Origin of the sequence: Aeromonas bivalvium (assembly GCF_000819765.1) — a bacterium.
Lineage (GTDB): Bacteria > Pseudomonadota > Gammaproteobacteria > Enterobacterales > Aeromonadaceae > Aeromonas > Aeromonas bivalvium.
Window position 1 is genome coordinate 320,024 of sequence record NZ_CDBT01000008.1, and the last position, 19,700, is coordinate 339,723.

Here is a 19,700-nt window from a genome sequence, read left to right on the forward strand (position 1 = left end):
GGGCCGCAAGGCCCGTTTTTGCCTGCGTTATCTATTCATTGTCATGGGTGCTTGTCATGAAACGAGTGTTATCCATCCAGTCCCACGTGGTATTTGGTTGTGCCGGCAATGGCGCCGCCGTGTTTCCCATGCGTCGCCTAGGCGTAGAGGTGTGGCCCGTCAATACGGTGCAGTTCTCCAACCATACCCAGTACAAGGCAGGCTGGCAGGGAATGCGGATGCCGGATGGCCACATCAGTGCGCTGATGACGGGGCTTGCCGACATAGGTGTGCTGGGACAGTGCGACGGGATCTTGAGCGGCTATCTCGGCTCGGCCGAGCAGGGGGAGGAGATCCTGGCGGCGGTGGCCCACCTCAAGGCGCTCAATCCCAACGCTATCTATTTCTGCGACCCCGTCATGGGGGATCCGGACAAGGGGTGCGTGGTGGCCCCCGGCGTCGCCGATTTTTTCAAGGCTCGGGCGCTGCCTTGCGCCGATATGCTGGCCCCCAATCTGCTGGAGCTGGAACAGCTCATCGGCCGGGAGATCCGCAATGTGCCCCAGGCCCTGGCGGCCTGTCAGCAGCTGAGGGAGCAGGGGGTGAAGATCCTGATGGTCAAGCACCTTTGCAGAGCGGGCTTTGCCGCGGACCGCTTCGAGATGTTGCTGGTGTGCGAGGCGGGGGCTTTTCATATCGCTCGCCCTCTCTACCCCTTTGCCCGCCACCCCATAGGCGTCGGAGACCTGCTGAGCGCCACCCTGCTGGCCAATCTGCTGGCGGGGTTTGATCCGGTGACGGCGTTCGAGCGCACCAACGCCAGCGTCGATGCCGTGCTGGCCCAGACCTGGCTGGCGGGGGCTGGCGAGCTGCAACTGGTGGCCGCCCAGCAGGCGCTGGCCGAGCCCGAGATCCGCATCCGTGCCAGCCGGCTTTAGGTACGATCGAGTACCTGTTCCCGGCGGGGGAGGGCGGGACCTGGCCTTGCCAGCGGGGCATCGGCCTCCTTGAGGCGGCGCCATTCACGCCACAGCAGCCAGCACAGCGGCGGGGTCAGCAACAGCACGGTGACGGGCTGGGCCAGCAGCACGCCGTCCCGGCCCCACTGGAGCGGCAGCCAGAAGATCAGCGGCAGCAACAGCAGAGTCTTGGCCACCGAGATGAGCAGGGCCTGGCGGGTGCGGGTCATGGATTGCAGCAGCACTATGCCGAACATGATGACCCCCTCCAGGGGAATGGCCCCCAGGTTCAGGGTCAGGCTGCGAACGGCGGCCGCGAGCAGCTCGCCATCCTGGCTGCCGGTGTAGAGCATGGCCACCTGGCGCGGCAGCAGCTGGACCAGCAGCCAGACCGCCACCCCGTAGATCAGCGTCACTTTGAGCCCCATGGCCATCAGGAAGCTCAGATCCCGATGGCGACCGCCCCCCGCCGCCTGGCTGATGAGGGGCTGGATGCCAAACGCCAGCCCCTGCAGGATCACGATGAACACCGCCTCTGTGTAACCGGCCACGGTAAAGCCCGCCAGATCCTTGACCGAGCCGTACACCATCAGCTGGAGGTTGTGCAGCAACAGCAGCAGGCCGAGGTTGAACTGGGCGATCAGGCTCGGCAGGCCGGTGAACAGCAGTCCTGGCATGAGCCGCGCCCTGGGCAGGAGCTGGTGCCAGCCAAGGCGCAGCCTGGCGTAGGGAGTGAAGAAGTAGCCCAGACCCAGCAGGCTCACCACTCCTTCCGAGATGAGGGTGGCCTGGGCCGTTCCTATCAGTCCCAGCCCTAGCCGGCCGACCATGATGTAGTTGAGGATGATGTTGAGGAGGGCGCCGCCGCTCACCAGCACCATGGCGAGGCGGGGACGGCCGTCGTTGCGCAGCAGATAGGGCACCGCCAGGTTGCTGGCCAGCAGCAGGGTGCCGCCCCCTATCCAGCCGAGGTAGTCGCTGGCCTGGCGCCAGGTCTCGCTGCCCTGCTCCATGCCCAGGGCCAGCAGGATGTCGGTGTGCCAGTGGTGCAGCAGCAGCGGCGCTACCGTGCCCAGGATCAGCAGCAGCCAGAGTCCGTTGACCAGCGCCTGGCGGGCCAATCCCGGCTGCCTGGCCCCTTGCTGGAAGGAGATGGCGGTGGCCGTGCCCATGCTGACCATGGCGGCGAGGCCGATCAGCACCATGATGACCGGATAGACCAGGTTGATCCCGGCCAGACCCGAGGCCCCCACGTAGTGACCGACGAAGATGCCATCGATCAGGTAGTAGGCACCCGAGACCAGCATGGCGAGGATGGAGGGGAGGGCCTGGCCCCAGAAACGGCGGATCATGGCCCGCTGACGCAGGCTGACATGGGCGGACATAAGACTTATCTCGCGGCAATCATCGAGCTGACAGTCTAGATTGATCGCTTTTCTTTGATAATCCGGTTTTTATTTAATGAATTGCTGAGTAATTTTCAGTAATTGGCCACCTGGCGGGCCTTGAGCAGGTCGATCAGGGCGCGCAGTCCCCTGCTCAGTTGATGGCGACTGGGATAGAAGAGGTGAAAACCGGCGAAGGTGGGGCTCCAGGGAGTCAGCACGGCCACCAGCCGACCCGCCGCCAGGGGGGCGCTCACCTCCTCCTCCAGACAGTAGGCCAACCCCAGACCCGCCTCGGCCGCCCCCAGATAGAGAGAGGGGGAGCTGGCGGTCAGCGGCCCGCTCACCTCTATCTCCAGTAGGCTTCCCTCTTCCCCGGCAAAGGCCCAGCGGTAGTGGTGGGAGGGGGTCAGCCGATAGCCGATGCAGGCATGGCGCGCCAGATCCCTGGGGTGTTGCGGCGTGCCGTGCTCGGCCAGATAGGCGGGGGAGCCCACCACCAGGTAGCGTTGGGGCGGCCCGATGGGCACGGCGATCATCTCCTTGGGCAGCAGGTCGCCATAGAAGATGGCGGCGTCATAACCATCCTCGATGAGGCGCGGCATCAGCTCCTGCTCCACCACCTCCACCTGCATGCGCGGATACAGCGCCAGATAGTCGATGAGCACCGGGGTCAGCAGTTCGTCGATGGCGCTGCGGGGGGCGCTGATCTTGAGGCGCCCCACAGGTTCGTCGCCGTGGCGGGTCAGTTCCGCCAGGGCCTCCTCCAGGGTGGTGAGGGTGGGCAGCAACCCCACGAGCAGCCGCTGGCCCGCCTCGGTGGGCACCACGGCCCGGGTGCTGCGATTGAGCAGGCGGATCCCCAGCCGGGTCTCCAGCCCCTTGAGGCTGTGGCTGAGGGCGGAGGCCGAGACCCCGAGTTCGAGGGCGGCCTTGCTGAAGCTCTGGTGGCGGGCGACGGCGGCAAACACCGCCAGCTCGGCAAGATCGGTGCGGGTGATGGCCATGTTGATCCAGCGAAAAGTGGGGAGAACAGGGTACGCCAGGGCAGGGCGGCGCACAATCGGGCGCACCAAGCGCAAGATGCAAACACCTTGTTAACGCCCGGCGGCCATGGCCTCTGGGAGCGGCCTTCGGTTTACCCCGGTTTTACAAGTTCGGGGCAGGAGTGTGAACCTGGGCACCGGAAACACGATTTAGGTCAAACTTTTGTTGAATCTTTAAAATTTATCTATTGTTTGGCCGGGCGTTTAATTTACAGTGACCCCATAGACATGGCAGGGGTTAACGGGATGTGAATGACCCGAGCGGCCGATGGGAGCTGACCCGTCTGCGCGCCCCCGCCGTTGCCAGCATGTTGCCGCGATAGGCCCAGATCGGGACGCGGGCAGTATCCAGGGGGGAGACAGGGTTCCAGGGAGTCGGAACGAGGCGGCGTATGCCATGTGCCAGATTTCGATTGTCAAACTACAGGAAAGACCCATGTCCGAGATGAATATTGCAGTAGAGGCCGGCCTGCCACGTCAGGGGGCGCGCGCCAGCGGCATGAACAGGGCCGATCTGGTGTGGATGCTGGGACTCTATGGTACCGCCATCGGTGCCGGCACCCTGTTTCTGCCCATCAATGCCGGCGTGGGCGGCCTCTGGCCACTGCTGGCCATGACGCTGCTGGCCCTGCCGCTGACCTTCTTCGCCCACCGTGGCCTCAACCGCTTCGTCCTCTCCGGCTCGACCCGGGAGGGGGACATCACAGAGGTGGTCGAGGAGCACTTCGGCAAGACGGCGGGCAAGCTCATCACCCTGCTCTACTTCTTCGCCATCTACCCTATCCTGCTGATGTACGCGGTGGCCATCACCAACACGGTGGAGAGCCTGATGGTGCACCAGCTGGGGATGACACCGCCGCCGCGGGCCCTGCTGGCCCTGGGGCTGATCCTCGCCCTGATGGCCGTGGTGCGCCTGGGGGGCCACTTCATCGTCAAGGCGATGAGCGTGCTGGTCTTCCCCTTCGTCATCGCCCTGATGGGGCTGGCCCTCTATCTGGTGCCTCACTGGAACGGTGCCATCATCAGCGAGGCGCCCCCCCTGTCCGAGGCCTTTGGCGGTGACTTCATCAAGACGCTCTGGCTGGCGATCCCCGTGATGGTGTTCTCCTTCAACCACTCTCCCATCATCTCCTCCTTCGCGGTGGACAATAAGCGGCGCTACGGGGAGCGGGCGGATGGCAAGTGCAACCGCATCCTGCTCGGCAGCCACATCATGATGGTGGTCAGCGTGCTCTTCTTCGTGTTCAGCTGCGTGCTGGCCCTCTCCCCCGCCGACTTGCTGGCGGCCAAGGAGCAGAACATCTCCATCCTCTCCTACCTGGCGAACCACTTCGACAACCCGGTGATCGCCACCCTGGCCCCCCTCATCGCCATGGTCGCCATCAGCAAGTCCTTCCTCGGTCATTATCTGGGAGCGAAGGAGGGGTTCAACGGCCTGATGGTGAAGACCCTGCGCGAGCGCGGCAAGCGACTGGAAGTGGCCCAGCTCGATCGCATCACAGCCCTGTTCATGATCCTGACCACCTGGGCCGTGGCCACCATCAACCCCAGCATATTGGGCATGATTGAATCCCTTGGTGGCCCCATCATCGCCATGCTGCTGTTCCTGATGCCCATGTACGCCATCCGCAAGGTGCCCGCCATGGCCAGGTTTGCCGGCCAGCCGAGCAACCTGTTCGTCACCCTGATAGGGGTGCTGGCCATGACGGGGATCCTCTACTCCCTGCTGTTCTGAGCCTGGTCTCGGGTAGCACAAAGCCGCCTCAGGGCGGCTTTGTGCATAGGGGGAGCCTGGCGGTACGAGCCACCCGTTCACTCACAAGGGGATGGGGGCTGACCATGGGGACTCGGATTTAGCGGGTACGATCCACCAGTTCACTGAGGATGGTGTGGGTCTTGATCATGGTGAGCTGGGGCAGGGCCTCCAGCTGCTGGCGGATGGCTTCGAGCCGCGCCATGCCGGCCACCCTCACCTGCACCAGCATGTCGGTATCGCCACTGATGCTGTAACACAGGCGCACCTCGGGGATCTGGCCGATGAGGGCGCCATACTGTTCGCAGCGGGGCGTGCGAAAGCAGAGTTCGAAGAAGGCGCTGATCTGCCCCTCTGGCTCGGCCAGCACGGCGCGATAACCCAGGATGATGCCCCGTTCTTCCAGGCGTTTGAGCCGCTCGCTCACCGCCGAGCGGGACAGGGCCACCGCCTCGGCCAGCTTGCTGATGCTGAGGCGGCCATCCTGCTGCAGCAGGGCCACCATCTTCTCGTCGTATCTGTCCACCTTGCCTCTTTGTTGCCTCTGTTGGGGGCGTTCGATCCGCTGCCGACGAAATGGCGGCGACAACCGTCGCTTCGCCGTCGCCAAGGGGCGGCTTGATGGCTTATCAGCCGCGCCGATTTGGCCTAACATGGTGGGCGATTCTCACATCGGACAAGGGATTATGTCGAGTTTAAAGAAGGATTTGGGTCTGTGGCAGGGAATGGGATTGCTGGCGACCTCCCTGCTGGGTACCGGAATATTCGTGGTGCCGGCCGCCGCCGCCTCCCTGGCAGGGGAAGCCTCCCTCTGGGCCTGGGGGCTGCTCATCGTGCTGGTGCTGCCCATCGCCTTCACCTTCGCCAGGCTGGGGCGCCGCTATCCCCACGCGGGGGGCGCGCCTCATCTTATCGGCAAGGCGTTCGGGGCCGGGGCCGAGCGCTACTCGGCGTTTCTGTTCCTGGCGGTGCTGCCGGTGGGGCTGCCCGCCGCCCTCACCATAGCGGCGGGATTCTGGCACGCCCTGTTCGAGCTCGGCGAGCTGACCCTGTGGGCCATCCAGCTGCTGACCCTGCTGGGGGTGCTGCTGCTGGGGCTGCGGGGGGCGCGCTCTTCGGGCAACCTGCAACTGCTGATTGCCCTGGCCATCGTGGGGCTGACCCTGCTCATCGCCATGAAGGGGGAGATCCGCTGGCAGGACGCGGCGACGCCCCTTCCCGCCCCAGGGCAGTGGCCAGCCATGGCCACTGCCCTGGCGGTGATGTTCTGGTGCTTCGTCGGCCTGGAGGCCTTCGCCCACATGGGGGAGGAGTTCAAAAACCCGGAGCGGGACTACCCCCTGGCTCTGCTCGGCGGCGTCCTGCTGGCCGGGCTCATCTACTGGGTTCACTCCCTGGTGGTGCTCAAGTACGGTCTCTACGGTGACGAGGCGACCAATGCCACCGCCATCCCGACCCTGCTCTCCCTGCTGTTCGGCCCCACCGCCAAGTGGCTGGTGGCCATCCTGGGTTACCTCTCCTGCTTTGCCAGCATCAACATCTACCTGCAGGGCTTTGCGCGGCTTATCTGGAGCATGGCGCGGGAAGGCAAGCTGCCCGCGTCCCTGGCCACCCTGTCGGCCCGGGGGGCGCCGGTACGGGCCCTCGGCTGGGTGATCGTCGTCTGCGTCCTCTCCATCACCCTGATCCTCTACTGGACCCTGCCCCTGGATACCCTGATCCGCTACGCCAACGGCAACTTCGTGCTGGTCTATCTGCTGTGCATGGCGGCGGGCTGGCGTCTGCTGACGGGAGGCGGCAAGTGGCTGGCGGGGGTGAGCGTGCTGCTCTGTCTTGCCGTGCTGGTGGCGCTTGCCTCCCAGGTACTCTATGCCGTGCTGCTCAGTCTGGGGTATGGCGGCTTTTCGTTGTGGCGGCGCAGGCGCCGCCGCATGCTGGCCGGCGACGTCTGCGCCATCAAGTAACCTTCAAAAAAGCCCCGCAGTGCGGGGCTTGTCGTCGATGCACAGGCATTGAGATGTACCGGGAAGGCTCACCTCAGTGGGCGCCGAGCCCCAGGCGAATGGCCAGGGCTTGCAGCTCGCCCCGCCACTGCTGTTGCAGGCGCGGGGTCTGGTGCCTGGGCTTGCGGGCCAGATCGGCGGCGAGCAGGGCATCGAGCTCATACCAGCGCGCCAGCAGCGCCTCTTCGTCATCCCCCGTGGCGGCCGCGGCCTGCGCTTCACCTGATTGAGCCGGGCTGCCCGCCTGGGGCAAGGGGGCGTCCCCCAGCAGCTCGGCATAGGCCCGCTCGGCGCTGTGAGCCTCCTGGATGCGCCCGTCCTTTATCAGCCAGAAGCGGTTGCAACTGCGCTCGATCAGCTCCCGGTCATGGGAGACCAGCAGCACGCCCCCCGGGAAGGCGGCAATAGCCTCGGCCAGCTCCTCCTTGCCCGCCAGATCCAGGTGGTTGCTGGGCTCGTCAAGCCAGAGCATGTGGTGGCTGCCGAGCGACAGGGCGAGAAACAGCAGCCGTGCCCGCTCGCCCCCGCTCAGGGTGCGCACCTGCTGGCCGTGACGGACATAGGGGAAGCCCGCCCGGATCAGCGCCTGTCGCCGAGCCCCCTCAGGCAGAGGGGCCAGCGGGTAGAGGGCGTCGCTCAGGGTGGCGTCGTCCGCCAGCTGCTGCAGGGACTGATCGTAATAGGCGATGCTCGCGCCTGGGTGGCAGTACCAGCCTGCCTGCGGACTTTGGGTGGCCAGCTCGCGCCAGCACTGGCGCAGCAGGGAGGACTTGCCGGTGCCGTTGGCACCGAGCAGGGCGACCCTGTCTCCCGCCCGCAGCCAGAGCCCCTCGGCACGCAGCAGGGGCGGCAGTGCCGGTGCCGGCGATACGTCGAGGGCCTCCAGTCGCAGCAATGTGTCGGCAGGCAGGCTCACTCCGCGCAGCTCGAGTCGCCAGGGGGCCGGCGCCGCGACCTGGCTCTGCTCCTCCTGCAGGCGGGCGACGCGTTTTTCCATGGACTTGGCCTGGCGCACCAGCTTCTCGTTGTCATGCTCGCGCCCCCAGATGGCGAGACGTTTGCTGCTGGCGCTCAGGCGGTCTATCTCCTTTTGCTCGTCCGCCCGGCGCAGGCGGGCCTGCTCATCCTCGGCAGCCAGCGCCGCCCTGGCCTGGCTGCAGGGCAGGGCGAAGCGGTGCAGCTGGCCGCCCTGCAGGATCAGGGTCTGATCCGTGACCCTGTCCAGCAGGCGAGCGTCGTGGGAGACCAGCACCAAGGCGCCGCGCCAGCCCAGCAGAAACTGCTCGAGCCAGAGCAGGGCGGGCAAGTCCAGGTGGTTGCTGGGCTCATCGAGCAGCAGCAGATTGGGTTGACGCAGCAGGGCGCGCCCTATCTGCAGCCGGCTGTGCTGGCCGCCGCTCAGTGCAGTGACCGGCAGCGCGGCCTGGGCCTCCAGCTGCAGCTCGGCCAGCAGCTTGTCCACCTGCCATTCGGCGCTCGGGTCGTTGCCCAGGGCATCCAGCAGCACGGCGCGGGTGCTGAGGAACGAGAGCCCGGCTGGCAGTTGCTGGGCCACGAACTCGCAGCGGCAGGCGGCGGCCTGCACGACCCGGCCGGCCTGGGGCGTGCGCTCGCCCGCCAGCAGCGCGAGCAATGTGCTCTTGCCGCAGCCGTTGGCGCCAATCAGGCAGAGTCGGTCGCCTGCGCGAATGCCGAGTTCGAGGTGGTCAAATAACGGAAGGTGCCCCGCACTCATCTGCAGGGAATGGGTACTCATCAGGGTTGTCATGCTCTTGCTCTCTTAAATCGCGGGATGGGAAATCCCTGTCATCAGGAGCGCTGGCGACAACGGCAGAGTCGAGAAAGGTCTCGGTATGGAAGGGAGTCGGCTTTGCTCGAACCCGCTATCGCAGCGCGATGGTATGCAGGCAAGAGCAGGCGAAGGTGCCGAACAGGCGAGCCGAGAACATCGGACACGCTTGGATAACCATTTTTACCTCCTTGTATTTCGTTATGGCAGGGTGCGGCGAGTATAAGTGCAGAAAAAACAGGCGTCCATCCGTCCTGTGGGGGGGGCGCCGCATCGGGAGGCTCGGGGTAAAAAAACGCCCCGTGATACGGGGCGTGAGGGCTTGTCAGTCGCGGGGGGTCTTGAGGGCCTCAATCACATCGTCACTGGGGGACAGTCCCTCCACGTGGTTGAAGGTGTCCAGCCCCTTCTGGGGCAAGATGGTGAAGGCGTCGGCGCTCAGGTAGCTGCCGCTGCCGGCGCTCTCGACGATGACGATGAGCTCGGGCTGCTTGTCGCCGTCGAGATCCTGCAGCTTGAGTGCCTTGATGCTGCCGTCTCGCGGCAGCACCTTGCCGTCGATGAACTGATCCAGCGGAAACTGGGGGTTGGCACCCGTGTAGAGGCGCACGTTGTAGCTGCCGGTGGAGGCGGGCTCGCCGCGCCCTTCGCCGACGGTGACCACCTGGCCTGAGGGGAGCGTCAGCTGTTGGAAGAACCCGTCCGCCGCCTGGGTGGTCAGGGGCAGGGTGAGCAGGCCGAGAGCAAGGAATAAGGCTTTCATGGATGTGACCCTTGTTGCTGCTTGTTGTGTCTGTGACGGGCAGGGGGCCGCTGGTCGGCCGCCCCCTGCCCGGGTTGTCATCACCAGATCTTGACCCGCTTGGCCGGGGCCAGATAGAGCTTGTCCTGGGGATCTATGTTGAACGCCTCGTAGAAGGCGGGGATGTTCGGCACCACGCCGTTGACCCTGTATTCGGGCGGGGAGTGGGGATCCGAGGCGAGCAGCATCTGCATCAGCTCGGGGCGATACTTGCCCTTCCACACCTGGGCCCAGCCGAGGAAGAAGCGCTGCTCGCCGGTGAAGCCGTCCAGCACAGGCGCCTCCTTGCCGGCCAGGGAGATCTCGTAGGCCTTGTGGGCTATGGTGAGGCCGCCGAGATCGCCTATGTTCTCCCCCAGGGTGAACTGGCCGTTGACGAACTGGCCGTCGATGGGCTCGAAGCGGTTGTACTGGGCCACCAACCGGCTGGTGCGAAAGCGAAACTCCTTGAGATCCTGCGCCGTCCACCAGTCGCGCAGCACGCCGTCGTCGTCGGATTTGGCCCCCTGATCATCGAAACCGTGCCCCATCTCGTGGCCGATCACCCCGCCGATGGCGCCGTAGTTGACCGCGTCGTCCGCCGCCATGTCGAAGAAGGGGGGCTGGAGTATGGCGGCCGGGAAGACGATCTCGTTGTTGCTCGGGTTGTAGTAGGCGTTCACCGTCTGGGGCGACATGTACCAGAGATCCTTGTCGACCGGGGTGCCGAGGCGATCCAGGCTCTCCTGGTACTCGAAGGCGCGGGCCCGCATCAGGTTGCCCACCAGATCATCGGACTCGACCCGGATGCCGCTGTAATCCCGCCACTTGTCCGGGTAGCCTATCTTGGGCCTGAACTTGGCGAGCTTCTCCCTGGCCTGGCGCTTGGTGTCCGGGGACATCCAGTCCAGCTCCTCGATGCTCTTGCCATAGGCGGTGCGCAGGTTCTCCACCAGCTGTTCCATGCGGGCCTTGGCCTCGGGGGGGAAGTATTGCGCCACATAGCGTTTGCCAACCGCCTCCCCCAGGTGGGCATCGAGCACCGCCAGGGCCCGCTCCCAGGGGGCGCGCTGCTTGGGGGTACCGCTCAGTGTGGTGCCGAAGAAGGCGAAGTTGGCCCTGTCGGTCTCGCGGTCGAGGTAGGGAGCATAGTCGCTGATGAGCTGCCACTTGAGGTAGCTGCGCCACTGGGTGGTCGGTGTCTGGGCCATCAGCGCGTCCAGGGCCTGGAGGTAGCCGGGCTGCCCCAGGATCAGCTGGCGCTGATGGGCGATCCCCGCCTCGGCGAGATAGCTCTGCCAGTCGATATGGGGGGCGAGGCGGCCGAGTTCACCCGTGGCCAGCTTGTTGTAGCTCTTCTCCCTGTCCCGCAGCGCCACCTTGTCCCACTGGATGCGGGCAATGGCGGTTTCCAGCGCCACTATCTGCGCGGCCTGGGTGTTGGCATCGTCCTCGCCGGCCCGGCCCAGCATGGTGGCGATGTGCTGCTGGTACTGCCGGCGCAGGTTCACGCTGGCCGCATCTGTCTTGAGGTAGTAGTCCCTGTCCGGCAGGCCGAGACCGGACTGGTCGAGATTGACGATGTACTGGCTCGGCGCCTTGGCATCCGGCCCTATCCAGAAGCCGAAGGGGGCATTGCCGCCGACCTTGCCGGCGCGGGCCAGGGCACGGGCCAGGCTCTGGCTGTCGCTCACCTTGTCCAGCTCGGCGAGCAGGGGGCGCAGCGGGCTCATGCCCCTGACATCCCGGGTCTGCTGATCCAGGTAGCTGGCGTAAAAATCGCGGATCTGCTGATCTTCCGAGCCCAGGGGCGCGTCCTTGGGCAGGGCTTCTATCAGGGTACGCACGTCCGCCAGGGACTTGTCGCGCAGGGTGTAGAAGGCGCCGTCGGCGGGCCTGTCATCGGGGATCTGGGCGCTGGCGAGCCAGCGGCCGTTGGCATAACGGAAAAAATCGTCGCCCGGTTTGACGCCGGTATCCATGTTGGCCAGGTTCAGTCCTGAACGGGCCTGGCTCTGATGGTCTCCCTGGCTGCAACCAGCCAGCAGTGCCAGGGCGATGAGCCCGGCCAGTATGCTTTTCTTGTTGTGCATTCTTATGGTTCCAATTCGGGTCATTTGCTTCCTTGCTCAAGGGGTGAGCAGGCGATTTCACTCTAACAGCCGGGGTACAGCTTGATAAGCCCGCATCTGCTAAGATGGTCCGTCCATCCTGGGGAAGCCTATGATTTCTCGACTCTATTCACGTTTCTGTCAGACCCTGCCGACGCCAACAAGTTCCAGCGCCCTGCTGGTGGCGTACAGCGGTGGTCTGGATTCCACCCTGCTGCTGCTGCTGGCCGAGCGTTACGCCCGCGAGCATCGACTGCCCCTGGGCGCCCTGCATGTGCATCATGGTCTGAGCCCTCATGCCGACGAGTGGGCCGAGCGCTGCGCCGCCCTCTGTCGGCAGCTGGGGGTGGCGCTGCAGGTGGAGCGGGTTCAGCTGGCGCGAGGCAATGGCGAGAGTCTCGAGGCCCAGGCCCGCAGCGCGCGCTACGCCAGGCTTGGGGCGGCCCTGCCCCCCGGCGGCTGGCTGCTCACCGCCCACCATCAGGACGATCAGCTGGAGACCCTGTTGCTGGCCCTCAAGCGTGGCGCCGGCCCCCGGGGGCTGGCCGGGATACTGCCGAGCCAGCCCTTCGCCGACGGCCTGCTGCTGCGCCCCCTGCTGGCGGAGCCCCGTCAGGTGCTGGCCGAGGCGGTGGGGGAGGCCGGGGTGAGCTGGGTCGAGGATGAGAGCAATCAGGATGTGAGTTACGATCGCAACTTCCTGCGCCAGCAGGTGATCCCTGTGCTCAAGGCGCGCTGGCCCGCCATCGCCGAGACGGCGGCCCGCAGCATGGCCCTGTGCGCCGAGCAGGAGACGCTCCTCGCCGAGCTGGCCGAGGGAGATTGGCAACGGGCGGGGGACGGAGAGGCGCTGCGCATCGCCCCCCTCCATGAGTTGAGCCCCGCCAGGCGCAACAACCTGCTGCGCCACTGGATCCGGCGCCAGGGGGGGGAGATGCCGGCCCGGGATCAGCTGGCCCGGCTCTGGGACGAGCTGGCACTGGCCCGCCCCGATGCCAACCCCCAGCTCAACTGGGGGCGGGTGAGTTGCCGCCGCCATCAGGGGCGACTCTATCTGGTGCGCCCGGATCTCGCCCCCCTGAGCGATCAGATCCCCCTCACCCTCGGGGTGAGGGCGACCCTGCCGGAGGAGTTGGGCACCCTGGGCGTTATCCAAAGCGAGGAGGGGCCCCTGCGGTTGCCCCGGGCCGATGAACCTCTTTCCCTGCGCTTCGCGGTGGCGCCGGGCCAGACCTTGAGGCCCCAGGGGCGGGGCGGGAGCCGCCGCCTCAAGAAGCTGTGGCAGGAGTACGGCATCCCCTCCTGGCAGCGAGGCCGCGTGCCCATTCTCTTCTATGGGGAGCAGCCGGCCGCGGTGCCGGGCATTTTCATCTGCGAGGGGTTCGCCCGCACGGGTCCGCAGGGACTGGCCTGGCTGCGGCAGGGCCCGCCCGTCAGCCCGCAAGAGGGGGACGACCCCTTGCCATGAAAACATCGAGGCGGCCATTGGCCGCCTCGATGTTTTGCTGTGTTCATGCCGCCATGCGAGTGACTGTGAGGGTCAGGCCGTGCCATCCGGTTTCTTGCGGGCGCCAGGGCTGCGGCTGTTTCAGGCCGTTCCATCCGCCTTCTTGCGGGCACCAGGGCTGCTGCTGTTTCAGGCCGTTCCATCCGCCTTCTTGCGGGCATAGAGGTGGCTGTCGGCCGTCTCGTACAGGGTGTAGACATCCATGCCGGGTTGCCAGCAGGCGGCCCCCAGGGTGCAGCCGACCGAGAAGCTCGCCAGCTCCTGGTGGCTGCGCAGCATCTGTTGCAGCCGTAACCAGACCGGGCGCCAGGCCTCGGGTTCGGCGGGTTGCAGCAGCAGGGCAAATTCGTCGCCGCCGAGGCGAAACGCCTGATCCGTGGCGCGAATGCTCTGGCCCAGCAGCTGGGCGAAGCGGCTGAGCACCAGATCGCCCACCGGGTGACCCCAGGTGTCGTTGATCTGCTTGAATCTGTCGAGATCCAGCAGCACCAGCACCAGGCCATGGGGGTCGCGGCTGTGCTGCTCCACGGCGCGGCCGAGGGCCTCGTCGAAGTAGGCGCGATTGCCGAGGCCGGTCAGGTGATCGAGGCGTACCTGCTGCTCCAGATTGGCCAGGCGCAGGTAGAGGGGCAGGGCCAGCTGCAACTGACGATGGCAGCTCTGCAACTCGGCGATCTGCCCCTCGCTCGGGATCTGGGTCAGCTGGTAGTGGAGCTGGCCAAGGCTGAGGCCGTGACTGTCCTTGAGGGGAAACTGGTGGCTGTGCAGGCTGATCTGCTCCTGGGGCAGACACTGGATCAGGCTGTGGTGAGCCGGCCCTTCGAGGCAGAGGCTGTGAATGCGGACAACCCTTGCCGCCGTGCGGGCAAAGATTGCCAGCAGCTCGCTCAGGGTCTGCTGGCCGAGCAGGCGCTCGAGCAGACCCTTGTCCGCCTGTTTGAGGGCGGGCGTCTGATGATCCAGCTGGCGGATCCACTGGGTTGCATCGAAGCCGACCGAGGCGTTTGCCTCTCTCCAAGATATTGAATTGTCCATTCTCTTTCCTCACCTAGCGGCCCTCTGGCCCGCCCCTGGCAGTCGAAATGCAAAAGCTGTGCCCAAAATATGTTCTATGGGACCAACCCAGGCTGGCTAGACTTAAGTCGATAAAAATGGAGGAAAAATTGTATACGGAATTCTTGATCCTGCTCTCTGCCGCCGTCCTGCTGGTGGCGGTTTTCCGGCGCCTGGGACTGCCGGTGATCCTCGCCTACCTGATCGCCGGCGTGCTGCTGGGCCCCCATGGCCTGGCGCTGGTGAAGGAGCAGGCCATGATGCACACCCTGGGGGAGCTGGGGGTGGTCTTCCTGATGTTCTCCCTCGGCCTCGAGTTCTCCCTCTCCAAGCTCATCGCCATGCGCAGCCTGGTGGTTGGGGTGGGGGGGCTGCAGGTGGTGCTGACCACGGCGTTGTTCTGCTGGCTGGGCTGGCTGTGGGGGCTGACCCTGCCCCAGGCCCTGGTGGTGGCCGGCACCCTCAGCCTCTCCTCGACCGCCGTGGTGATCAAGCAGCTGGGGGAGCAGAAGCAGCTCCATACCCGGCGAGCCCAGCTGGGGGTCAGCGTCCTGCTGTTCCAGGATCTTGCCGTGGTGCCCCTGCTGGTGATGATCCCCATACTGGCCGAACCCGAGGCCCAGGGAGAGGCCCTGCTGGCGGCCATCTCCTGGGCCTCCCTCAAGGGGATCCTGGCCCTGCTCGGCCTGCTGGCGGTAGGCAAGTGGCTGCTGCCCTCCCTGTTTCACGAGGTGGCCCGGGCTCGCTCCGATGAGCTGTTCGTCCTGAGCGCCCTGCTGGTGGCTCTGCTCGCGGCCTCCTTGACCCAGTGGATGGGGCTCTCCATGGCCCTGGGGGCCTTCCTGGCGGGCATGATGCTGGGGGAGTCCCACTATCGCCACCAGCTGGAGGTAGACATCAAGCCGTTTCGCGACGTGCTGATGGGACTCTTCTTCGTCACCATCGGCATGACCATGGACTGGCTACTGGTGGTGCGCCATGGCTGGCAGCTGATGGGCTTCGTCCTGCTGCTGATGCTGCTCAAATCCTTGCTGGTACTGCTGGCGGGGCGCCTGATGGGGGAGCGCAAGCGCGATGCCCTCGCGGCGGGCATCATGCTCAGCCAGGTCGGGGAGTTTGGTTTCGTGCTGCTGGCCCTGGCTCATCAATACGGCATGCTGGGTCAGCGTCTCGTCTCTCTGCTGATCGGGGTCGGGGTCATCTCCATCGCCCTCACCCCCTGGCTGGTGGGGCGATCCCGGGAGCTGGCGCGCTGGCTGAGCCGCTCCCCCCTGCTCGGTGAATCCGAGCTGGCCCAATCCGGCCTTGGCAAGAGTGGTCATGTCATCATCGCCGGTTTCGGCCGGGCCGGTCAGACCTGCGCCCGCTTCCTCAAGCTGGAGGGGATCCCCTTCCTGGCCCTGGACCTGGATCCCGAACGGGTCGGCGAGGCCAAGCTGGCGGGGGAGCAGGTCGCCTTTGGCGATGCCAGCCGGCGGGACATACTGCTGGCGGCCGGTCTGACCCGGGCCAGGCTGGTGATCATCACCTTCGACGATGCCAAGCGGATCGACGCCATGCTTGCCCTCATCCCCCAGCTGGCCGAGGGGGTCAAGGTGCTGGTGCGCACCCGGGACGATCGCCTGCTCGAGCAGTACAAGCAGGCGGGGGCCCATGAGGTGGTGCCCGAATCCCAGGAGGGAACCCTGATGCTGGTCTCCCACCTGCTGCGCCACTGCGAGGTGCCCATAGGCCGGGTGATCCGGCGTATGGAGCAGGAGCGATCCAGCCAGTATTCCTTCCTGCACGGTTTCTACTGGGGCGAGCAGAGCGCCCAGGGGCTGGAGCGGGACCATGGTCTGGAGCGGCTGCATCCGGTGCGGCTCAGCGACCAGGCCTGGGCCATCGGTCGCCGGGTCCACGAGCTGGCCCTGGGATCGGTGCACATCAAGGAGCTGCACCGGGCGGGGGAGGTGCTGGAGGCCAGGGGGGAGCTGCGGCTGGAGGCGGAGGATACGCTAGTGCTCTTTGGCACCAATGCCGCCATAGAGCAGGCCGAGCAGCGCCTGCTGGAGGGGGGCTGACGGCCTTTCGTATCGAGCCGGAGCGCCTCTTGGCAACCCCATGGTCGGCCCCGAGCCGCGGCGGCTGATGGGCCTCTTGCCGGGGCGCCCAGGCTAGCGGCTGGGGTTGGCCTGGCGCGGTTGGGGCTGGGTCAGCGGACTCCGGATGTCGAGGAAGCGGGCCACCCTCTCCCTGTCGTCCAGAGTGTCCTGATAGCCGAGGGCAATCAGCTGCTGGCAGTAACCGGGCACGAACATCAGGAAGCTGGCCAGACTGCTGGCCTCATCCCCCTTGACCCCGAGGATCCGCAGCAGGCGCCGCATCTTGGTCGGCAACTGCGGCAGGAAGGGGAGTGCCAGCAGATCGAGATCCTGGCTCGGCTGCAACAGGCAGGCTTCCACCTCCTTGAGTTTGAGCCTGGCCCTGTCCCGCTCCGGGATGAGCGACAGGGTGAGGTTGATGCGCCCGAGCCGCTCCAGATCCGAGTTGAGGGTATCGGTGAACACTGTCTCCAGCAGGTGGCTGGCGATGTGGGAGCTGGTCAGCCGCTCCCGGAACTGGCCCTGGCCTGGCTCGGGCGGCGAGGCCAGGGCGATGGCGAGGATCCGCTCCGCTCCCAGGTGGATGGCCGGGCTCAGGGGGCTGAGCTGGTGGATGGAGCCATCCCCATAGAATTTGTCGCCGATGCGGGTGGCGGGAAACACGAAGGGGAGGGCGCTGGAGGCGAGCAGATGATCCGAGGTGATCAGGGTGCGGACGCCGCGCCTGCGCTCCCGCTGCCAGGGCTGGTGCTGGGATCGCCCCTGGAAGAAGGTGGTGCTGAGCCCGTCCCCGTAGTCCGATGCCGTGATGGCCAGGGCCTCCAGGCTGCCGTAGAGGATGTTGTCATCGATGCGGTGATAGTCGATGAGCTGTTCGAGCAGCTTGCGCAGGGGGCCGTTGTCGAACAGGTTGAAGGCGCGGTTCGGGTCCGGGTGGATCAGGCCGGCCGAGCCCTCGTAGAGCAGGCGCCAGAGCAGGCGACCCGGGTGAAAATCGAAGATGTGATGCGTCTCGAAGCGGCGCCAGACCCACTCCAGTTTGCGCACCCCGAGCTGAAAGCAGGAGGCGTGGCAGGCGAGAGAGGTGGCGTTGAGGGCGCCGGCCGAGGTGCCGCACAGTATGGGGAAGGGGATCCCCTGATTGCGGGGATAGAGTTCGGCAATGGCCTTGAGGGCGCCAACCTGGTAGGCGGCGCGTGCGCCACCGCCGGTTAACAGCAGTGCTGTATTGGGTCTGGCCATAGGGATGCGCCTTATGGTGAGTGCAAGGGCGGTTGCCACCGCGCCACTTAACTATAAGAGCTTGTATCCGGGATAAAAATGGGCCGCGATCTCATTTTTCACGGCCCGTTGGCAGCCGGGGCCTAGGAGGCTGACTGGCTAAGCTGGGCGAAGGCGGCAAACAGGGCCGGGCTCGCCAGGATGCGGCCATGACCCAGCCCCTGAGTGGAAATGAGGCGGGTACGGCCGTCCTGGCTGGCGCGCAATGAGTCTTTGTGGGGGGCGAACCTGTCCGCCTCGTCGTGGACGATGAGGGTCGGGCCGCTGCGTCTGGCCAGGGCGGCCAGGGGATCCACCTCGCTCAAAGGGTGTTGGTACTCCTGCTCTATCTCCTTGACCACGGCATCGAACAGCCGCATCGAATAACCGGATCGCGCCACCATGGCGTAGAGCTGGGGCACATAGTCGATGACGGGGGCGACCAGCAGCAGGGGGCAGTGCTCCAGGCCGGGATGGCGGCTGGAGAGGGCGACAGCGCCCCCCATGCTGTGGGCCATGACCCCATGGATGGGGCCGACCCGCTCGATCAGCTCATCCAGCGCCCGTACGAAGCGGGGCAGGTGGCCCGTGCTGCCCTCGCTGTTGCCATGGGCGGGATGATCGTAGGCGATGGCGGTGAAGCCCTGGGCCGCAACCTGCTCCATCAGCGGGAACAACTGACTGGCGCTGCCAGACCAGCCGTGCATCAGCAGCCAGACCGGACCCTGGCCGAGCCGGTAACTCATCAGCTGACCCTCGCCGGTGTGGACGGCCTGCCGGACGAGCCCCTCGGGCGCGGCCTGGTCCCGCTGATTGCGCTGGGGAGTCAGCAGCAGGCGGCTGGCGGTACGCCTGGCGTGGCGCGGGGCCAGGCCGTGGTGCAGTCGGGTGCCTATGCCCAGCAACCACTTGCTCGGGCTGAATCGGCGGGTGTTGAAGTAGATCTTGCTGCTCATGGGTCAATCCTGTGGCGACACGGGGCGAGCGCATCATCGAGTTGCGAACGGTCGTGCTTTTTTGTCGGTTTTAAAAAAATTCTGGTCGGCGGTGAAAAGCGGCCCGGCCAGCCTTGCCTGCTAGCGTGGATCGCAGGCCCTCCTGGCGCCTCTTTCGGCCTCAGGGCGGGGTCAGTGCGCGCGCCAGCTGGCCAGCAGCGCCTCCACCTCGGGCCAGAAATGTTGCCCGGCATCCTGGCACAGTCCCAGGGCACCGAACACCTGATCCCCCAGATAGAGGCCGTAGAGGCGGTAGACGGCGCGCCAGGGATCCAGATCCCTGCGCCACTCCCCCTGCTTCTGACCCTGCACCACCTGGCGAGCCAGGTAGTCGAGCCAGAAGCGCACCAGCTGGCGGGCCGCCTGCTGTACCGCCCCCTCCTGGGCCGAGGTCCAGGCATCGAGGAACATGCAGCGTCCGGCGAAACTCTGGTTCCAGGCCAGCCAGGCGTGCAGCAGGGCCGTCAGCTTCTCGCCCTGGCTCGGGTGCTGCTGCCGGCGTACCGGCTGGATCACCCTGCTCCGAAACACCTCGGCGGCATGCTCGAGCACGGCGATCTGCAGGTTGTCGCGGGATTGGAAGTGGGCGAACAGGCCGCTCTTGGACATGTCGCAGGCACTGGCCAGGGAGCCTATGGTCAGGCTTTCCAACCCCTGGATGCTCGCCTGCTCGAAGCCCTGGTCCAGAATGTACTCCCGGGTCAACCGGCCCTTGCTCATCCCATGCCCTCTCTCGTCCGGCTCGCCAGCATAGAGGACGATCGTGCTAATTGTCGAGCCACAAATATTGCGAAAAGGCGTCAATGTCAGGCCAGGTGGGGGCATTTAGATGGTTGTTTGGATCCTGGTGTGAGGCGGGGCAGCCTCAGTCGTCCCTGATGTCCATCTGCTGGAGCACAATGACCGCCTGGGTACGGTGCTTTGCGCCGAGGCTGTGAGGGCTCAGTCGTCCTTGATGTCCATTTGCTGGAGCGCAATGACCGCCTGGGTACGGT

Annotated in this window: 15 protein-coding genes; 5 read left to right on the forward strand and 10 right to left on the reverse strand. The window is 65.9% G+C overall.

Going from position 1 to position 19,700, the window contains the following annotated elements:
* Positions 1-56 precede the first annotated feature (56 nt).
* Complete coding sequence (pdxY, locus tag BN1119_RS02575) at positions 57-917, forward strand: pyridoxal kinase PdxY (RefSeq protein WP_041993418.1); 861 nt, start codon at positions 57-59, stop codon at positions 915-917.
* On the opposite strand, the gene BN1119_RS02580 is transcribed toward pdxY, so the two are convergent.
* Complete coding sequence (locus tag BN1119_RS02580; RefSeq protein WP_041993421.1) at positions 914-2,323, reverse strand: MATE family efflux transporter; 1,410 nt, start codon at positions 2,321-2,323, stop codon at positions 914-916. The two genes, pdxY and BN1119_RS02580, sit on opposite strands and share 4 nt — an antisense overlap.
* Before the next feature lie 95 nt (positions 2,324-2,418).
* Positions 2,419-3,330, reverse strand: a complete 912-nt coding sequence (locus tag BN1119_RS02585; RefSeq protein ID WP_041993424.1) for a LysR family transcriptional regulator — start codon at positions 3,328-3,330, stop codon at positions 2,419-2,421.
* A 475-nt stretch (positions 3,331-3,805) separates the two neighbouring features.
* On the opposite strand from BN1119_RS02585, the gene BN1119_RS02590 reads away from it, so the two are divergent.
* Positions 3,806-5,104, forward strand: coding sequence for an HAAAP family serine/threonine permease (locus BN1119_RS02590; protein WP_041993427.1), 1,299 nt, complete (start codon positions 3,806-3,808; stop codon positions 5,102-5,104).
* Between the two features lie 118 nt (positions 5,105-5,222).
* Here the strand turns inward: BN1119_RS02590 and BN1119_RS02595 are convergent, their stop codons facing one another.
* Positions 5,223-5,648 carry an Lrp/AsnC family transcriptional regulator gene (locus BN1119_RS02595; RefSeq protein ID WP_041993430.1) on the reverse strand — a complete coding sequence of 142 codons (426 nt, stop codon included), beginning with the start codon at positions 5,646-5,648 and terminating at the stop codon, positions 5,223-5,225.
* 160 nt (positions 5,649-5,808) lie between these two features.
* Between BN1119_RS02595 and yjeH the strand changes: the two genes are divergently transcribed.
* Positions 5,809-7,086, forward strand: coding sequence for an L-methionine/branched-chain amino acid transporter (gene yjeH / locus BN1119_RS02600; RefSeq protein WP_041993433.1), 1,278 nt, complete (start codon positions 5,809-5,811; stop codon positions 7,084-7,086).
* A 73-nt stretch (positions 7,087-7,159) separates the two neighbouring features.
* On the opposite strand, the gene BN1119_RS02605 is transcribed toward yjeH, so the two are convergent.
* The 3 genes from BN1119_RS02605 to BN1119_RS02615 all read right to left on the reverse strand — a co-directional run bounded on the left by BN1119_RS02605 (position 7,160) and on the right by BN1119_RS02615 (position 11,788).
* The gene (locus BN1119_RS02605) at positions 7,160-8,893 is read right to left on the reverse strand and encodes an ABC-F family ATP-binding cassette domain-containing protein (protein WP_041993436.1); all 1,734 of its coding nucleotides are present in this window, start codon (positions 8,891-8,893) and stop codon (positions 7,160-7,162) included.
* 346 nt (positions 8,894-9,239) lie between these two features.
* On the reverse strand, positions 9,240-9,677 hold the full coding sequence (locus BN1119_RS02610) for a PliI family lysozyme inhibitor of I-type lysozyme (RefSeq protein WP_041993439.1): 438 nt from the start codon (positions 9,675-9,677) through the stop codon (positions 9,240-9,242).
* 80 nt (positions 9,678-9,757) lie between these two features.
* Positions 9,758-11,788, reverse strand: coding sequence for a M13 family metallopeptidase (locus tag BN1119_RS02615; RefSeq protein WP_041993443.1), 2,031 nt, complete (start codon positions 11,786-11,788; stop codon positions 9,758-9,760).
* A 130-nt stretch (positions 11,789-11,918) separates the two neighbouring features.
* Here BN1119_RS02615 and tilS point away from each other — a divergent pair, with 130 nt between their 5' ends.
* A complete protein-coding gene (tilS, locus tag BN1119_RS02620) occupies positions 11,919-13,274 on the forward strand; it encodes a tRNA lysidine(34) synthetase TilS (RefSeq protein WP_041993445.1) in 1,356 nt (451 codons plus the stop codon).
* A gap of 168 nt (positions 13,275-13,442) precedes the next feature.
* Here tilS and BN1119_RS02625 read toward each other — a convergent pair whose 3' ends face one another.
* Positions 13,443-14,348 (reverse strand): GGDEF domain-containing protein, encoded by a 906-nt coding sequence (locus tag BN1119_RS02625; RefSeq protein ID WP_041993448.1) that lies wholly within the window; start codon positions 14,346-14,348, stop codon positions 13,443-13,445.
* A 128-nt stretch (positions 14,349-14,476) separates the two neighbouring features.
* Between BN1119_RS02625 and BN1119_RS02630 the strand changes: the two genes are divergently transcribed.
* Positions 14,477-16,429, forward strand: a complete 1,953-nt coding sequence (locus BN1119_RS02630; protein WP_041993451.1) for a monovalent cation:proton antiporter family protein — start codon at positions 14,477-14,479, stop codon at positions 16,427-16,429.
* Between the two features lie 93 nt (positions 16,430-16,522).
* On the opposite strand, the gene BN1119_RS02635 is transcribed toward BN1119_RS02630, so the two are convergent.
* The 3 genes from BN1119_RS02635 to BN1119_RS02645 form a co-directional block, all read right to left on the reverse strand.
* Entirely contained in the window at positions 16,523-17,692 is a 1,170-nt protein-coding gene (locus BN1119_RS02635) for a patatin-like phospholipase family protein (protein WP_041993454.1), read from the reverse strand.
* 122 nt (positions 17,693-17,814) lie between these two features.
* Positions 17,815-18,666: an alpha/beta hydrolase gene (locus BN1119_RS02640; protein ID WP_041993459.1), complete on the reverse strand. Its 852-nt coding sequence runs from the start codon at positions 18,664-18,666 to the stop codon at positions 17,815-17,817.
* A gap of 171 nt (positions 18,667-18,837) precedes the next feature.
* Entirely contained in the window at positions 18,838-19,425 is a 588-nt protein-coding gene (locus BN1119_RS02645; RefSeq protein ID WP_041993462.1) for a TetR/AcrR family transcriptional regulator, read from the reverse strand.
* Positions 19,426-19,700 lie beyond the last annotated feature (275 nt).